The 15448-nt window shown below is 62.4% G+C and carries 11 protein-coding genes; 2 read left to right on the plus strand and 9 right to left on the minus strand.

Annotation, left to right across the window (positions count from 1 at the left end):
* Positions 1-168: 168 nt before the first annotated feature.
* The 9 genes from ACZ445_RS20430 to leuC all read right to left on the minus strand — a co-directional run bounded on the left by ACZ445_RS20430 (position 169) and on the right by leuC (position 11072).
* Positions 169-801: a phosphoribosylanthranilate isomerase gene (locus tag ACZ445_RS20430; protein ID WP_058426881.1), complete on the minus strand. Its 633-nt coding sequence runs from the start codon at positions 799-801 to the stop codon at positions 169-171.
* A gap of 63 nt (positions 802-864) precedes the next feature.
* Positions 865-1689, minus strand: a complete 825-nt coding sequence (truA, locus tag ACZ445_RS20435) for a tRNA pseudouridine(38-40) synthase TruA (protein ID WP_058426882.1) — start codon at positions 1687-1689, stop codon at positions 865-867.
* A 141-nt stretch (positions 1690-1830) separates the two neighbouring features.
* A complete protein-coding gene (locus ACZ445_RS20440; RefSeq protein WP_058426883.1) occupies positions 1831-4380 on the minus strand; it encodes a FimV/HubP family polar landmark protein in 2550 nt (849 codons plus the stop codon).
* Positions 4381-4542: 162 nt separating this feature from the next.
* Positions 4543-5553: an aspartate-semialdehyde dehydrogenase gene (locus tag ACZ445_RS20445; RefSeq protein WP_058426884.1), complete on the minus strand. Its 1011-nt coding sequence runs from the start codon at positions 5551-5553 to the stop codon at positions 4543-4545.
* 239 nt (positions 5554-5792) lie between these two features.
* Positions 5793-6905 carry an aspartate-semialdehyde dehydrogenase gene (asd, locus tag ACZ445_RS20450; RefSeq protein ID WP_058426885.1) on the minus strand — a complete coding sequence of 371 codons (1113 nt, stop codon included), beginning with the start codon at positions 6903-6905 and terminating at the stop codon, positions 5793-5795.
* Between the two features lie 64 nt (positions 6906-6969).
* Positions 6970-8052: a 3-isopropylmalate dehydrogenase gene (gene leuB / locus ACZ445_RS20455; protein ID WP_017530190.1), complete on the minus strand. Its 1083-nt coding sequence runs from the start codon at positions 8050-8052 to the stop codon at positions 6970-6972.
* Between the two features lie 53 nt (positions 8053-8105).
* Positions 8106-8870 carry a class I SAM-dependent methyltransferase gene (locus ACZ445_RS20460; RefSeq protein ID WP_058426886.1) on the minus strand — a complete coding sequence of 255 codons (765 nt, stop codon included), beginning with the start codon at positions 8868-8870 and terminating at the stop codon, positions 8106-8108.
* A 128-nt stretch (positions 8871-8998) separates the two neighbouring features.
* Positions 8999-9643 carry a 3-isopropylmalate dehydratase small subunit gene (gene leuD, locus ACZ445_RS20465; protein ID WP_058426887.1) on the minus strand — a complete coding sequence of 215 codons (645 nt, stop codon included), beginning with the start codon at positions 9641-9643 and terminating at the stop codon, positions 8999-9001.
* A 10-nt stretch (positions 9644-9653) separates the two neighbouring features.
* Positions 9654-11072, minus strand: coding sequence for a 3-isopropylmalate dehydratase large subunit (leuC, locus tag ACZ445_RS20470; protein ID WP_058426888.1), 1419 nt, complete (start codon positions 11070-11072; stop codon positions 9654-9656).
* 140 nt (positions 11073-11212) lie between these two features.
* Here leuC and ACZ445_RS20475 point away from each other — a divergent pair, with 140 nt between their 5' ends.
* Both ACZ445_RS20475 and ACZ445_RS20480 read left to right on the plus strand, forming a co-directional pair.
* Positions 11213-12103, plus strand: coding sequence for a LysR family transcriptional regulator (locus ACZ445_RS20475; protein WP_058426889.1), 891 nt, complete (start codon positions 11213-11215; stop codon positions 12101-12103).
* Positions 12104-12169: 66 nt separating this feature from the next.
* Positions 12170-15448 (plus strand): EAL domain-containing protein, encoded by a 3279-nt coding sequence (locus ACZ445_RS20480; RefSeq protein ID WP_058426890.1) that lies wholly within the window; start codon positions 12170-12172, stop codon positions 15446-15448.

The following is a 15448-nucleotide window of genomic DNA, read 5'->3' on the forward strand; positions in this document are numbered from 1 at the left end:
CACAAGCTGGACGGGGTCAGACGTTCGACCGGCCTTTTCCTGCCTGTATCCTCAGCCTTCCAGACAACCTGCCAGCGCAGGGTTGCCACTTCGTTTCCAGGCCACCCACAGGCGGCGCCGGGCTGTTTTACACAGTGGTAGTTATGGACGGCGGCAGACTGCCAGCCGTCACATCCTGCCACTGCTGTTGCGCACGGCCTGCATGAACGCGCGAATCTTGCTGTGGTCCTTGATACCCTTGCTCTGCTCTACCCCACCGCTGACATCCACGGCATACGGCTGCACCTGCCCGATTGCCGCCCCGACATTCGCGGGGTTGAGCCCGCCGGCCAGGATGATCGGCTTGCTCAAGCCTGCGGGAATCAGCGACCAGTCGAATGCTTCGCCGGTACCGCCGGGTACGCCTTCGACATAGGTGTCCAGCAGAATCCCGCGAGCGCCACCGTAGGCGGCACACGCCGCTGCAATATCATCTCCAGCCTTGACGCGCAGCGCCTTGATATACGGACGCTGATAGCTTTCACATTCCTCAGGCGTTTCGTCGCCATGGAACTGCAACATGTCCAAGGGTACGGCATCCAGGGTTTCGTTGAGTTCGCAGCGGCTGGCGTTGACGAACAAGCCCACGGTGGTCACGAACGGCGGCAACGCGGCGACGATCGCTCGCGCCTGCAGTACGTTCACTGCCCGCGGGCTATTGGCGTAAAACACGAAACCGATGGCATCCGCCCCTGCCTCGACCGCCGCCAGCGCGTCTTCTATGCGGGTAATCCCGCAAATCTTGCTGCGAACGGCTGACATGTCGTGGAAACTCCAGGGTTGGGCCGAGAAAGTCCCGGATGGTAACAAAAGCTATTCCGGGCGTCAGCCGCCAAGTTCGCTGAAACCTGTTAGGAAGTGTGGCCCGATGAAGCGGTCCGGCAACTCGAACTCGTCGCGGTACTCCACATCCACCAGGTACAGGCCGAACGGATGTGCCGTGACCCCACCCGTGCGACGAACGCGGCTTTCCAGCACTTCCCTGGCCCACTCCACCGGGCGCTCGCCGGTACCAATGGTCATCAGCACCCCGGCGATGTTGCGCACCATGTGATGCAGGAAGGCCCCGGCGCGGATATCCAGCACGATCATCTTGCCGTGGCGGGTCACCCGCAGGTGGTGGACTTCCTTGATCGGCGACTTGGCCTGGCACTGGCCGGCACGGAAAGCGCTGAAATCATGCACACCCACCAGGTGCTGCGCGGCCTCGGCCATGCGCTCGGCATCCAGCGGGCGGTGGTTCCAGGTGATTTCTTCGTTGAGGTGCGCCGGGCGGATCTGGTCGTTGTAGATCACATAGCGATAGCGCCGGGCGATGGCCTTGAAACGCGCATGAAAGTGCGCCGGCATGACCTTGGCCCAACTGACGCTGACGTCATGGGGCAAATTGATGTTTGCGCCCATCACCCAGGCCTTCATTGACCGCTCGGCCTGAGTGTCGAAGTGCACCACCTGGCCACACGCATGCACACCGGCGTCGGTACGCCCGGCGCACATCAGCGATACCGGTGAATCAGCGACTTTCGACAGGGCATTTTCCAGGGTCTCCTGCACCGTCAGCACGCCGGACGCCTGACGCTGCCAGCCGCGATAGCGCGAGCCCTTGTATTCCACGCCCAAGGCGATGCGGTAAAAGCCTGCGGCCGCCATTTCGGCGGCCGGGTTATCTATATTTGCCAAGAACTGAGAGCCTGATGAGTTGCGCGAAGGCGGCCATTATGCCGGTTTGCAGGGGAGCCCACAAAAGCAAAACGGCGACCCGAAGGTCGCCGCTGTTTGAACAACGGGCTGTTACGCCAACCGACCGAGCATTTCCTTGGCCTCGCCGCGTTGAACCTCATCGCCTTCGGTCAACACTTCGGAAAGGATATCCCGCGCACCATCCGCATCACCCATGTCGATATAGGCCTGGGCCAGGTCGAGCTTGGTGGCCACCTCATCCGTGCCGGAGAGGAAATCGAATTCCGGCTCATCATCGCCCAGCGCCGCGTCTTCTGCGGTAAAGGACGGCTCGATGGACGGATGTTCCAGGCTTTGGGACAGGCGATCCAACTCGGCGTTGACATCATCCAGCTCCGACGTGAACGCATCGGGCTTGGCGGCGGCTTCCGGCTCATCGGCCAGGGACAGGTCGAAATCTTCCGGCAAATCGAAGTCATCCAACGCAGCAGGCGTGAGGGTCGGTGGTTCGACGGCCGGCACGTCCTTCATCTGCTCTTCCAGGCCGGAGAGGAAGTCGTCATCGGATTGTGCCGAAGCCGGGGCATCCAGTTGCAGGTCCAGATCGAAGTCCGACAAGTCATCCGTAGCGGCCTTGGTTTCGGTCTGCTGCTGCAGCAGCGACTCGAACGTCTGCTGATCGTCCTTGACCTCGGCCGGGGACGCCTGCTCAAGCTCGTCGAGGCTCAGATCGAAATCGGTGTCGAAGGCCTCGGGCGCAGGCGCAGCCGGCTTGTCTTCCAGCAAATCCTTGACGTATTGAGCGTCCAGGGCAGCTGCAGCCACTGCGGCGCTGACACCCGCCGCCAACACCGCCATGGCCGGGAAGCGACTCTTGAGCTGCTCGACCTGGGCATGGTTTTCACCATTGGCCACGAGTTGACGCTCCTGGGTCACGAAGCCGTCCTTGTCGTTTTGCAGGCCGTAGACTTCCATCAGCTTCAAGCGCAGGTCGCTGCGCTTGGGCTCATGCTTGATCGCTTGCTCCAGTACGTCGGCAGCCTGGTTCAGGTGACCACGGTCGATATGGGACTGGGCCTGGGCCAGCGCATCGTTTGAGTTCACCGGAGCCACGGCAACCGCCAGCGGCGCCAGTACGGAAGCAACAGTCGGCACAACAGCCGCCGGTTCAACCACCGGAGCCGGGGCCGGTGCGGCGGCCAGCTTTACGCTGGGCGGCGGCGTCTCCAGGCCTTCGAAGCTGCTCGGCGGTAGGTCATCATGGAGGTTCGAGGTGAACTCCGGCTCTTCAGCCAGGGCCCGCGCCATGCGCAGGTGTTTTTCCTCTTCGCGGCGCGCATTGCGATGGCGCGCCCACAATAACAGGAGCAACAACACCAGCAGGCCCGCTGCGCCGCCGATCACACCGAGTACGATCGGGTTGGTCAGCAGTTCGTTGAATTTGCCGTCGGAGCTGGCCGGTGCCACGTCTGTCTTGACCGGCTCAGGCGCTGGCGCGACGGGTGCAGGGGTGACAGCGTCGGGCGTAACAGGCGCGGCGGACGGCTCGCCCGCCAGTTGCGCCGGCATCGCCGCCGTGGCGGGGGCTGCCGGAGCACCCTTTTCAGCCTGCAAGCGGGCGAGCTGATCGTTTTTCAGTTGAATCAGTTTTTGCAGCTTGTCCAACTGGCTTTGCAGGTCTGCCGCGCGGCTTTTCAGCTCTTCGTTGTCGCGACGGGTGGTGTCCAGTTGCTCCTGGGTCATCGCCAGCTTGTCGCTGAGTGCCGCGCTGTCGCCCACCTTGCCCTTGGCGCCCTTCTTGGCAGCTTCGGCCGACACCAGGCTCAAGTTGTCCTTAGCGTTAGTGCTTGCAGGCGCGTTACCGGCCTGGGTGCGCTTGGTGGCGTCCAGTTGCTGCTTGCCCGCTGCCGGGTTGGTGGCGGCGCGTCGGCCCTGCCGCCAGGCGGCATTTTGCGCGCTCACCTCAGCAATTGCCTGGGGTTGCGGCAGCGCAGTGCTTTGTACGGCGTCCGGCAGGCGCAGTACCTGGCCGGTTTTCAGCCGGTTGATATTGCCGTCGATGAACGCATCCGGGTTCAGCGCCTGGATCGCCAGCATGGTTTGCTGCACGGAGCCGCCATTGCGGTGCTTCGCGGCGATTTCCCACAGGGTGTCGCGGGAGGTGGTGGTGTGCTGTGCCGGTTTGCTCGCGGCGGGCGCGGCGTTGGCCGGCGCAGCCAGACGCGGCGCAGGCGCGGCAGCGGTGGGTGCCGACTGCTCGAACTTGGCCGGGTCGAGCAACACGCTGTAGTCACGCATCAAACGGCCATTAGGCCATTGCACCTGCAACAGGAAACGCACGTAGGAATCAGGCAACGGCTTGCTGGAGGTGACGCGCACCACGCTGCGGCCGTTTGGATTGACCACCGGGGTAAACGTCAGGTCATCGAGAAACGCCTGGCGATCAACGCCCGCGTCCACAAATGCCTGGGACGAAGCCAGGCTCGGCGTGATCTCGGAGGCCGTGAGACCACCGACATCGAGCAATTCGATTTCCACCGCCAACGGCTGGTTCAACTTCGACTTGAGGGTCATCTCCCCCAGCTGCAGCGCCTGCGCCATACCGGAGGACAGCGCCGAGGCGGCCGCTATTGCTAACACCAGTTTGCGAACTTGAACCATAGCCTCATCCTTTGTTTGAACACTCCCCGGCCTGCGAGAAGGTTGGTAACCGCTGCCATAAGGCATGGCGAGCCGATAGGTCACCGACGCGCAACTTTTCCTGCCTGGGGCCAAGCATAGCGCTTGGCTAGAATCAATCTACAAATTGCCGCCAAGTATCTTTTACGCAAGGCCTTTTATCAACAACTGCGCCAGTTGTACGGCATTGAGTGCGGCGCCTTTGCGTACGTTATCTGACGTCAGCCACAGATTTAGTTCCGCCGGGTCATCCACACCTGCCCGGACGCGACCGACGTAGACTACATCCTGGCCCACCGCATCGCCGACTGCTGTAGGAAAATCCCCTTCATCCACGAGCTCGATTCCCGGCGCAGCGTCAAGTGCGCGGTTCACCGCAGCCAGATCGACCGCCGCGCCCAGTTGCAAGGACACTGTCAGGCTATCGCCAAAAAACACCGGGGCTTGAACGCAGGTTGCGGAAATCTTTAGCAAAGGTAATTCAAGCACTGCGCGCAACTCGTGGACCAGGCGTTTTTCCAGGGCCGTATGCCCCTGAGCGTCTGGCGTGCCAACCTGCGCCAACAGGTTGAAGGCGACCTGCCGATCAAAGAACTTCGGCTCCAGCGGGCGCATATTCAGCAGCTCGGCGGTTTGCCGAGCCAGTTCGCTGACGGCTTCACGCCCCTGGGCCGACATCGCCAGGCTGGCGGTGACGCTCACCCGCTGGATATCCAGCAAGCCCCGCAACGGCGCCAGCACCACCGCCAGGTTGGTCGCTGATGGGCTTGGGCTGCCGAACTGGAACGGCTTCTTCAGGCCCTCCAGCACGTGGGCATTGGCCTCCGGCACCACCTGCGGCGCCTGCTCGGCCGGCAACGCGCCGGACAAGTCGATCACCGAGCACCCCGCCGCCGTGGCACGCGGCGCAAAACTCAGGGTGACCGCCGGCCCCGCCGCAAAGAACGCCAGCTGCGCCTTGCTGAAGTCGAATTCGTCGACTTCCTTGACCCGCACATTCTTGCCGCGAAAGGGAACGGAGGCGCCGGCCGAGTTGTTGCCCGCCAGCAAATACAGGGTGCCTACCGGAAAATCCAGCTCTTCGAGGATCTGCACCAGGGTTTCACCGACGGTGCCGGTGGCGCCGATCACGGCGATTTCAAAGGTCTGGGTCATGGGGACTGCCTCGGGCATTGCGGGGGGAGCGGCACTTTACCGGGTGGTGGGGGGTGAGGCAATTAAGCTGGGGTTTGCGGTGGGGCTGATGGCCTTATCGGGGGCAAGCCCCCTCCCACATTTTGACCTGCGAACCCGTTCGAGTGTGGGAGGGGGCTTGCCCCCGATGAGGCCCGACCAAACAACAAAAAACCCGCGCCTGTCACCAGAACGCGGGTTTCTCTCATTGCCTTACGCGATCAACGCTCCAGCAAAATCCGCAACATGCGGCGCAGCGGTTCGGCCGCGCCCCACAGCAGCTGGTCGCCCACGGTGAATGCACCGAGGAACTGGCTGCCCATGTTCAGTTTGCGCAGACGGCCCACCGGTACATTCAGGGTACCGGTGACCTTGGTCGGGCTCAGCTCCTGCATGCTGATATCACGGTTGTTCGGCACCAGCTTGACCCATGGGTTGTGCTGGCTGATCAACGCTTCGATATCGGCGATCGGCACATCTTTGTTCAGCTTGATGGTCAGCGCCTGGCTGTGGCAGCGCATCGCGCCGATACGCACGCAGATGCCGTCTACCGGAATCGGGCTCTTGAAGCGGCCGAGGATCTTGTTGGTCTCGGCCTGGGCCTTCCACTCTTCGCGGCTCTGGCCGTTCGGCAGTTCCTTGTCGATCCACGGGATCAGGCTACCGGCCAACGGCACGCCGAAGTTTTCGGTCGGGTAGGCATCGCTGCGCATGGCTTCGGCCACGCGGCGGTCGATGTCGAGGATCGCGCTGGCAGGGTCTGCCAGTTGATCGGCGACGGCGGCGTGGGTCGCGCCCATCTGCTTGATCAGCTCACGCATGTTCTGCGCGCCGGCACCCGAGGCCGCCTGATAGGTCATGGCACTCATCCACTCGACCAGGCCAGCTTCGAACAAGCCGCCCAGGCCCATCAGCATCAAGCTGACGGTGCAGTTGCCGCCGACGTAGTTCTTGGTGCCGGCATCCAACTGCTGGTCGATGACCTTGCGGTTGACCGGGTCGAGGATGATCACCGCGTCATCCTGCATGCGCAGGCTCGAGGCGGCGTCGATCCAGTAGCCCTGCCAGCCGGCTTCGCGCAGCTTGGGGAAGACTTCGCTGGTGTAGTCGCCACCCTGACAGGTCAGAATCACGTCGAGGGTTTTCAGCTCTTCAATGTTGTAGGCGTCCTTGAGCGGAGCAATATCCTTGCCCACGGACGGCCCCTGGCCACCCACATTCGAAGTGGTGAAAAACACCGGCTCAATAAGATCGAAATCCTGCTCTTCCAGCATCCGCTGCATGAGCACGGAACCGACCATACCGCGCCAACCGATCAGACCTACACGTTTCATCGCAACTACACCTTGTTAAAAAGTGGGCCGCCTTGCAGCAACAACTGCAAGCGGGCCCGAGAGATTACAGATTCCGCAGCGCGGCGACTACTGCGTCGCCCATTTCTTGCGTACCGACCTTGGTGCAACCCTGTGACCAGATGTCACCGGTGCGCAGCCCCTGGTCCAGCACCAGGCTCACGGCTTTCTCGATGGCATCCGCCGCATCGCTCAGGTTGAAGCTGTAACGCAGCATCATCGACACCGACAAAATGGTCGCCAGCGGGTTGGCAATGCCCTGGCCCGCGATGTCCGGCGCCGAACCGTGGCACGGCTCGTACATGCCCTTGTTGTTGGTGTCCAGAGACGCCGACGGCAACATACCGATGGAGCCTGTGAGCATCGACGCCTGGTCCGACAGGATGTCGCCGAACAGGTTGTCGGTGACGATCACGTCGAACTGCTTCGGTGCACGCACCAGTTGCATGGCGGCGTTGTCGACGTACATGTGGCTCAGCTCGACGTCCGGGTAGTCCTTGGCCACTTCTTCGACGATTTCGCGCCAAAGTTGGCTGGAGGCCAGTACGTTGGCCTTGTCCACCGAGCAGACCTTCTTGCCACGTACGCGAGCCATGTCGAAACCGACACGGGCGATACGGCGGATTTCGCTCTCGCTGTACGGCAGGGTGTCGTAGGCTTGGCGCTCGCCATTTTCCAACTCGCGCACGCCGCGTGGCGAGCCGAAGTAGATACCGCCGGTCAGCTCTCGCACGATCAGGATATCCAGGCCCGCCACCACTTCCGGCTTGAGACTCGAGGCGTCGGCCAGTTGCGGATAGAGGATCGCCGGGCGCAGGTTACCGAACAGACCCAGTTGCGCGCGAATTTTCAGCAGGCCACGCTCAGGGCGGATGTCACGTTCGATCTTGTCCCACTTCGGGCCACCCACAGCACCGAGCAGCACGGCGTCGGCCGCGCGGGCGCGGTCCAGGGTCTCGTCGGCCAGCGGTACGCCGTGCTTGTCGATGGCAGCGCCGCCGATCACGTCGTGGCTCAGTTCGAAGCCCAGGCTGTACTTGCTATTGGCCAGTTCCAGCACCTTGACCGCTTCGGCCATGATTTCCGGACCAATACCGTCGCCAGGGAGAATCAGAATCTGCTTGCTCATGGGTTCCTCATTTCATCAAGCGACCCGCCCGTGGGCAGGTCGGGAAAAATCAATCAGCGTTCGGCAAACACCACCAGCACGTCGGTGCTGAAGGTGCCGTCGGCTTGAATTTCGTAATAATCGCGCACTTCCTGGCCCATCGCGTTTTGCAGCTCAAGGATCGCGGCGCGCAGGACCTGCGGCGTGCGCATGCGCTCGACCCACGAGGTGTATTCCAGGCGCAGACGTTGCCGACTGCTGGTGCGTACATGCAGGCCGGACTCGCTGAGCTGCTGCATCCACTCGGCAGCGGCGTAGTCGCGCACGTGGCTGGTGTCGCGCAGCACTTCGACGGTTTGCAGGTAAGTGTCCAACAGCGGGCTGCCCGGTGACAAGACATCCACGAACGCCGCCACGCCGCCCGGCTTGAGCACCCTGCGCACTTCACGCAGGGCCAGGCCGAGGTCGCTCCAGTGGTGGGCCGAGTAGCGGCTGAACACGAAGTCGAACTCGCCATCGGCGAACGGCAGACGCTCAGCGGCGCCATTCACGGTGCGGATGTTGCCCAGGCCACGGTCCGTCGCAGCAGCGGCGACCACGTCGAGCATCTGTTGGGACAGGTCGTAGGCGACCACTTCCTTGACCAGTGGCGCAACGTGGAAGCTGACATGACCGGCACCGCAGCCCAAATCCAGCAGTCGCGCTCCGCCCTGCCCGGCCAGTTCGGCCTGGAGCAGCGCGAACTCGGTGCCCTGGGCGTGCACGGCACTGCTCAGATAGGCGGAGGCTTGCTCGCCGAATTGTTTTTGCACGACTTGGGTGTGGGCGGTGGTGGTCATGGCGGTTTCCTTGGGTTTTGGGGTGTTGGTACTGGCGCTATCGCAGGCAAGCCAGCTCCCACAGTTGGAATGCATTCCAATGTGGAAGTCGGGCTTGCCCGCGATGGGGCCCGCACGGTTACCGCCAATCAGGCATCGCGAAACAACCAAGGCTGGCTCGCCCGGTGCCTGGCTTCAAACGCGGCAATCGCATCGCCGTCCTGCAAGGTCAGGCCGATATCGTCCAGGCCGTTGATCAGGCAGTGCTTACGGAACGCATCCACTTCAAAGTGATACACCTTGCCGTCTGGACGGGTCACAGTCTGCGCGGCCAGGTCGACAGTCAGTTGGTAGCCCTCTTCGGCTTCCACCTGCTTGAACAGCTCGTCCACTTCGGCATCGCTCAAGATGATCGGCAGCAAGCCGTTCTTGAAGCTGTTGTTGAAGAAGATATCGGCATAGCTCGGCGCGATGATGCTGCGAAAGCCATACTCTTCCAGAGCCCACGGCGCGTGTTCACGGCTGGAACCGCAACCGAAGTTTTCCCGCGCCAGCAAGACGCTGGCGCCCTGGTAACGCTCGGCGTTGAGCACGAAGTCCTTGTTCAACGGGCGCTTGGAGTTGTCCTGGTAGGCGTAGCCCACGTCCAGGTAGCGCCACTCATCGAACAGGTTCGGGCCGAAGCCGGTGCGCTTGATCGACTTCAAGAACTGCTTGGGGATGATCTGGTCGGTGTCGACGTTGGCGCGATCCAAAGGGGCGACAAGGCCGGTGTGTTGGGTAAAAGCACGCATCGGGTATTCCTCAGATCAATTCGCGAACGTCGATGAAACGACCGTTGACGGCAGCGGCGGCGGCCATGGCCGGGCTGACCAGGTGGGTACGCCCACCGGCGCCCTGGCGCCCTTCGAAGTTACGGTTGGAAGTGGACGCGCAATGCTCACCCGACTCCAGGCGGTCCGGGTTCATCGCCAGGCACATCGAGCAGCCTGGCTCACGCCATTCAAAACCGGCTTCGAGGAAGATCTTGTCCAGGCCTTCCGCCTCGGCTTGCGCTTTCACCAGGCCCGAGCCCGGCACCACGATGGCTTGCTTGATGGTCGAAGCCACTTTGCGACCCTTGGCGATCACCGCCGCGGCGCGCAGGTCTTCGATCCGCGAGTTGGTGCAGGAACCGATGAACACGCGATCCAACTGGATGTCGGTGATCGCCTGGTTGGCTTTCAAGCCCATGTACTTCAAGGCGCGCTCGATGGAGCCGCGCTTGACCAGGTCAGCTTCCTGAGCCGGGTCCGGCACGTTCTGGTCGACGGCAAGGACCATCTCCGGCGAAGTGCCCCAGCTGACTTGCGGCTTGATCTGGGCAGCGTCGAGCTCGACCACGGTGTCGAACACCGCATCGGCGTCGGAGACCAGGTCTTTCCAGGCTTCGACAGCGGCGTCCCAATCCTTGCCTTGTGGGGCAAATGGACGGCCCTTGACGTACTCAACCGTCTTTTCGTCCGCCGCCACCATGCCCACGCGGGCACCGGCTTCGATGGACATGTTGCAGATGGTCATGCGGCCTTCGATGGACAGGTCGCGAATCGCGCTGCCGGCAAACTCGATGGCATGGCCGTTACCGCCGGCGGTGCCGATCTTGCCGATCACTGCGAGCACGATGTCCTTGGCGGTCACGCCGAACGGCAACTGGCCTTCGACTTTAACCAACATGTTCTTCATTTTCTTGGCGACCAGGCACTGGGTGGCGAACACATGTTCCACCTCAGAGGTGCCGATGCCGTGGGCCAAGGCGCCGAACGCACCGTGGGTGGACGTATGGGAGTCGCCGCACACCACGGTCATGCCCGGCAAGGTAGCGCCCTGCTCCGGACCGATCACGTGCACGATGCCTTGACGCACGTCATTCATCTTGAATTCAGTGATGCCATATTCGTCGCAGTAGTCGTCGAGGGTCTGCACCTGCAAACGCGACACCTGGTCGGCAATGGCTTCGATGCCGCCCTTGCGCTCAGGGGTGGTCGGCACGTTGTGGTCCGGGGTGGCGATGATGGAGTCGACGCGCCAAGGCTTGCGCCCGGCCAGCCGCAGGCCTTCGAACGCTTGGGGCGAGGTCACTTCATGGATGATGTGACGGTCGATATAGATCAGCGACGAGCCATCGTCGCGCCGTTTCACTTCATGGGAATCCCAAAGCTTGTCGTAAAGCGTTTTGCCGGCCATCAGTCGGTCCTCATCAGCGGTATTTCTCTATGCCGGGCTTTTCAATAACCCTTTGGCTTGTGAGGCTGATGGTATGGCGCTACATTAAATAACTCAAATTCATATTTTTTATGCTTTGGATTACCAACTGGAATACAACCATGGACCTGGCCAACCTCAATGCTTTTATCGCCATCGCCGAGACCGGTAGCTTCTCCGGCGCCGGTGAGCGCCTGCACCTGACCCAGCCGGCCATCAGCAAGCGCATTGCCGGCCTGGAGCAACAATTGAAGGTGCGCCTGTTCGATCGCCTGGGCCGTGAAGTCGGCCTGACCGAGGCCGGACGGGCCCTGCTGCCACGCGCCTATCAGATCCTCAATGTGCTGGACGACACCCGCCGCGCCCTCACCAACCTCACCGGCGAAGTCAGCGGGCGCCTGACCCTGGCCACCAGCCACCATATCGGCCTGCATCGTTTACCGCCGGTGCTGCGCGCATTCACCCGGGAATACCCGAATGTGGCGCTGGATATTCAGTTCCTCGATTCGGAAGTGGCCTACGAGGAAATCCTCCACGGCCGTGCCGAAGTGGCGGTGATCACCCTGGCACCCGATCCCCACCATCTGGTGCGTGCCACTCCGGTGTGGGACGACCCGCTGGATTTCGTGGTGGCGCCGGAGCACAGCCTGATCAGCAACGGCCACGTCAGCCTGGCCGATATTGCCGGGCACCCGGCGGTGTTCCCCGGCGGCAACACCTTCACCCACCATATTGTCAGCCGGCTGTTCGAGGCCCAGGGCCTCACGCCGAATATCGCGATGAGCACTAACTACCTGGAAACGATCAAGATGATGGTGTCCATCGGCCTGGCCTGGAGCGTCTTGCCGCGCACCATGCTCGATGATCAGGTGGCAAGCATCGCTTTGCCGGGCATACAGCTCAGTCGCCAGCTAGGCTATATCGTGCACACCGAAAGGACGCTGTCGAATGCTGCGCGGGCTTTCATGAGCCTATTGGATGCACAGGTCGATCTGCCAGGGATACCGGCATGAAACCGTGCGGCCTCAAGGTCTGAACTGTACCGCGCCTTACGCCCATCGAGCCAAGGCCCTTTGATAATGCGCAACCCCGTCGACTCCGTGCCACCCCTGCCCCGCATTTACGCCCTGGACCCCCAAGAGGCGGAACAAAGCTGGGACAGTGCCCCGCAACTGCTGGCCGCGCTCAATGCTGCCCGGCTGGGCGCCTGGTGCTGGGAAATCGACACCGGCAGGATCAGCTGGTCGCGGGGCACCCAGGCGCTGTTCGGCTTTGACCCGCGCCAACCGCTACCCAAGGACCTGGACTATCTGGACCTGCTGGCCCCCGCGGATCGCGCCAGGGTGGTACGGGCGTTTCATGCGGTATTGGCGGGCGAGCCGTTCGAGCAGGCCATGCACCACCGCATCCAATGGCCTGACGGCAGCTTCCACTGGCTGGAAATCAACGGCAGCCTGCTGCCGGACAAAGCCGGGCGTCGCCGCATGATCGGGGTGATCCGCGAGATCACCCACCAGCGCGAGCGGGAAAGCGCCCTCAGTCACTCCGAAAAACGCTTCGCCACGCTGTTTCACCTGTGCCCGAACATGGTCCTGCTGACCCGCCAGTCCGACGGATTGATCAGCGAGGCCAACCAATACTTCGAAATGCTCTTCGGCTGGCCGCTCGCCGATGCCATCGGCCGCACCACCCTGGACCTGGGCCTGTGGCGCCATCCCGAACAGCGCGCGCAACTGGTCAAGGCCACCCAACGCAAGGGCCTACCCATCACCATGGAGGTGCAGTTCTGCGCCAGCAACGGCCAGATCCACGACGGCACCCTCAGCGCACAAAAGGTGGAGCTGGACGGCGAGGCTTACCTGCTCAGCACGTTCCTGGACACCACAGAGCGCAAAATAGCCGAGCAGGCCCTCAAGGACAGCCAGGAACGCCTCGACCTGGCCCTGGATTCGGCGCAACTGGGCACCTGGGACTGGCACATCCCCACCGGCATGCTCTATGGCTCGGCCCGCGCCGCCCAATTGCATGGCCTGCCGCCGGAGCCGTTCCATGAGTTCTTCGACGCCTTTTTTGACGGAATGCCCAATGACGAGCGCGAGAGCATGCGCAACGCCTACCGCACCCTGCGCGAAGGCCCGGCCGGCAATTATCAGCTGACGTATCGCGTGCCCATGGAAGACGGCAGTTCACGCTACCTCGAAAGCCGTGCCCGCCTGTACCGTGATGAGCACGGCGCGCCGCTGCGTATGGCCGGCACTCTGCTGGATATCACCGACCAGGTGGAACGCGAACAACGCCTGACCGCCTCCGAAGAGAAATTTGCCAGCCTGTTCCAGGCCAGCCCGGACCCGATCTGCGTCACCTGCCTGGAGGGCGGCGCGTTTATCGAGATCAACCCCGCGTTTACCCAGACCTTTGGCTGGACGGCTGCCGAGATCATCGACAAAAGTGCCGAGCAGATCGGCCTATGGGACGAGTCGAGCAAGCGCCTGCAGCGTATCGAGCGGATGATCCGCGAGCAGGCATTGAACAATGTGGCGATCGTGGTGCATCACAAAAGCGGCCGAAGCCTGACCTGCGTGATTTCCAGCCGCCTGATCAAAGTGGGCGACCAGCCGTGCATCGTCACCACGCTGCGCGATATCACCCAGCAGCAGCGTTCGGAAGCGGCGCTCAAGGCCAGCGAAGAGAAGTTCGCCAAGGCTTTCCATTCCAGCCCCGACGCCATTTCCATCACTGAGCGCGACACCGGTCGATATGTGGAGGTCAACGACGGCTTCTGCCGCCTGACCGGCTATCGCGCCGAGGAGGCCATCGGCCTGACGCTGTATCAGATCGGCATCTGGGCCGATGAAAACCAGCGCGCCGCGCTGCTGGCCGAGTTGCAGATCAAGGGCCGCATTCATCATCTGGAAATGCTCTGGCACAACAAGCGCGGCGAGTTGCTGGCGGTGGAAGTCTCGGTGGAGCCCATCACCCTGAATGAAACCCCGTGCCTGTTGCTGACCGCCCGCGACGTGAGCCTGCTGAAAAACGCCCAGGCGCAGATCCGCCACCTGGCCTATCACGACCCGTTGACCAACCTGCCCAACCGCGCCCTGCTGATGGACCGCCTGAGCCAGCAGATTGCCCTGCTCAAGCGGCATAACCTGCGCGGCGCGCTGCTGTTTCTTGACCTCGACCACTTCAAGCACATCAACGACTCCCTCGGTCATCCGGTGGGCGACACCGTGTTGAAGATTGTCACCGCGCGCCTGGAAGCCAGCGTGCGCATGGAAGACACCGTGGCGCGCCTGGGGGGGGATGAGTTTGTGGTGCTGCTCAGCGGCCTGGAAGGGTCACGCATGGAAGTCAGCGGCCAGGTGCAGGCGTTGGCTGACACCTTGCGTGAGTTGCTCTCGGAGCCGATGTTCCTGGACGGTCATCGCCTGCAGGTCACGCCAAGCATCGGCGTGGCACTGATTCCCGATCACGGCTCCACGCCGGCGGACTTGCTCAAGCGTGCCGATATCGCCCTGTATCGCGCCAAGGATTCGGGGCGCAACACCACGCAGATGTTTCACAACAGCATGCAAAAAACCGCCAGCGAACGCCTGCGCATGGAGACAGACTTGCGCCTGGCCTTGTCACGTGGCGAGTTCAGTGTGCATTACCAACCCCAGGTGGACGCGCGCGGCAACAAGATCGTCGGCGCCGAAGCCCTGGTGCGCTGGCAACACCCGCAACTAGGCGCGCAGTCGCCTTCCGAATTCATCAAGGTGCTGGAAGACAGCGGCCTGATCCTTGAGGTGGGCACCTGGATCCTGGATGAAGCCTGCGCGGCCTTTCAACAACTGATCCACGAAGGCTTGGTAGACCCATTGAATTTCAGCCTGTGCGTGAACATCAGCCCCCGGCAGTTTCGCCAGAACGACTTCGTGGAGCGGGTGGAGCGCAGCCTCAAGCAACATCAGTTGCCGTTCAGCCTTTTGAAACTGGAGATCACCGAAGGCATCGTGATCCAGAATCTGGACGACACCATCAGCAAAATGCGCCGCCTGAAAAAACTCGGCGTGAGTTTTGCCATGGACGACTTCGGCACCGGCTATTCATCGCTCACTTACCTCAAGCGGCTGCCGGTGGATGCGCTGAAGATCGACCAGTCCTTTGTGCGCGACGCGACCCATGACCCCAACGACGCTGAAATCATCCGTGCGATTGTGGCCATGGCGCGCAGTTTGAATCTGGAGGTGATTGCCGAAGGCGTGGAGACCCCGGAGCAACTGGCGTTCCTGCAAAAACTGGGCTGCCATCTGTTCCAGGGTTATTTGCACAGCCGCCCCTTGCCGATCGAGGGATTCCGGCAACTGCTGAGGTAG

This window comes from Pseudomonas allii, assembly GCF_055380095.1.

What these genes read in the sequence shown, in the direction of transcription:
- ACZ445_RS20430 (WP_058426881.1), bottom strand. Translation starts at nt 801, where the DNA reads ATGTCAGCCGTTCGCAGCAAGATTTGCGGGATTACCCGCATAGAAGAC.
- ACZ445_RS20480 (WP_058426890.1), top strand. Translation starts at nt 12,170, where the DNA reads ATGCGCAACCCCGTCGACTCCGTGCCACCCCTGCCCCGCATTTACGCC.
- asd (WP_058426885.1), bottom strand. Translation starts at nt 6,905, where the DNA reads ATGAAACGTGTAGGTCTGATCGGTTGGCGCGGTATGGTCGGTTCCGTG.
- ACZ445_RS20440 (WP_058426883.1), bottom strand. Translation starts at nt 4,380, where the DNA reads ATGGTTCAAGTTCGCAAACTGGTGTTAGCAATAGCGGCCGCCTCGGCG.
- leuB (WP_017530190.1), bottom strand. Translation starts at nt 8,052, where the DNA reads ATGAGCAAGCAGATTCTGATTCTCCCTGGCGACGGTATTGGTCCGGAA.
- ACZ445_RS20460 (WP_058426886.1), bottom strand. Translation starts at nt 8,870, where the DNA reads ATGACCACCACCGCCCACACCCAAGTCGTGCAAAAACAATTCGGCGAG.
- truA (WP_058426882.1), bottom strand. Translation starts at nt 1,689, where the DNA reads ATGGCGGCCGCAGGCTTTTACCGCATCGCCTTGGGCGTGGAATACAAG.
- ACZ445_RS20445 (WP_058426884.1), bottom strand. Translation starts at nt 5,553, where the DNA reads ATGACCCAGACCTTTGAAATCGCCGTGATCGGCGCCACCGGCACCGTC.
- leuD (WP_058426887.1), bottom strand. Translation starts at nt 9,643, where the DNA reads ATGCGTGCTTTTACCCAACACACCGGCCTTGTCGCCCCTTTGGATCGC.
- leuC (WP_058426888.1), bottom strand. Translation starts at nt 11,072, where the DNA reads ATGGCCGGCAAAACGCTTTACGACAAGCTTTGGGATTCCCATGAAGTG.
- ACZ445_RS20475 (WP_058426889.1), top strand. Translation starts at nt 11,213, where the DNA reads ATGGACCTGGCCAACCTCAATGCTTTTATCGCCATCGCCGAGACCGGT.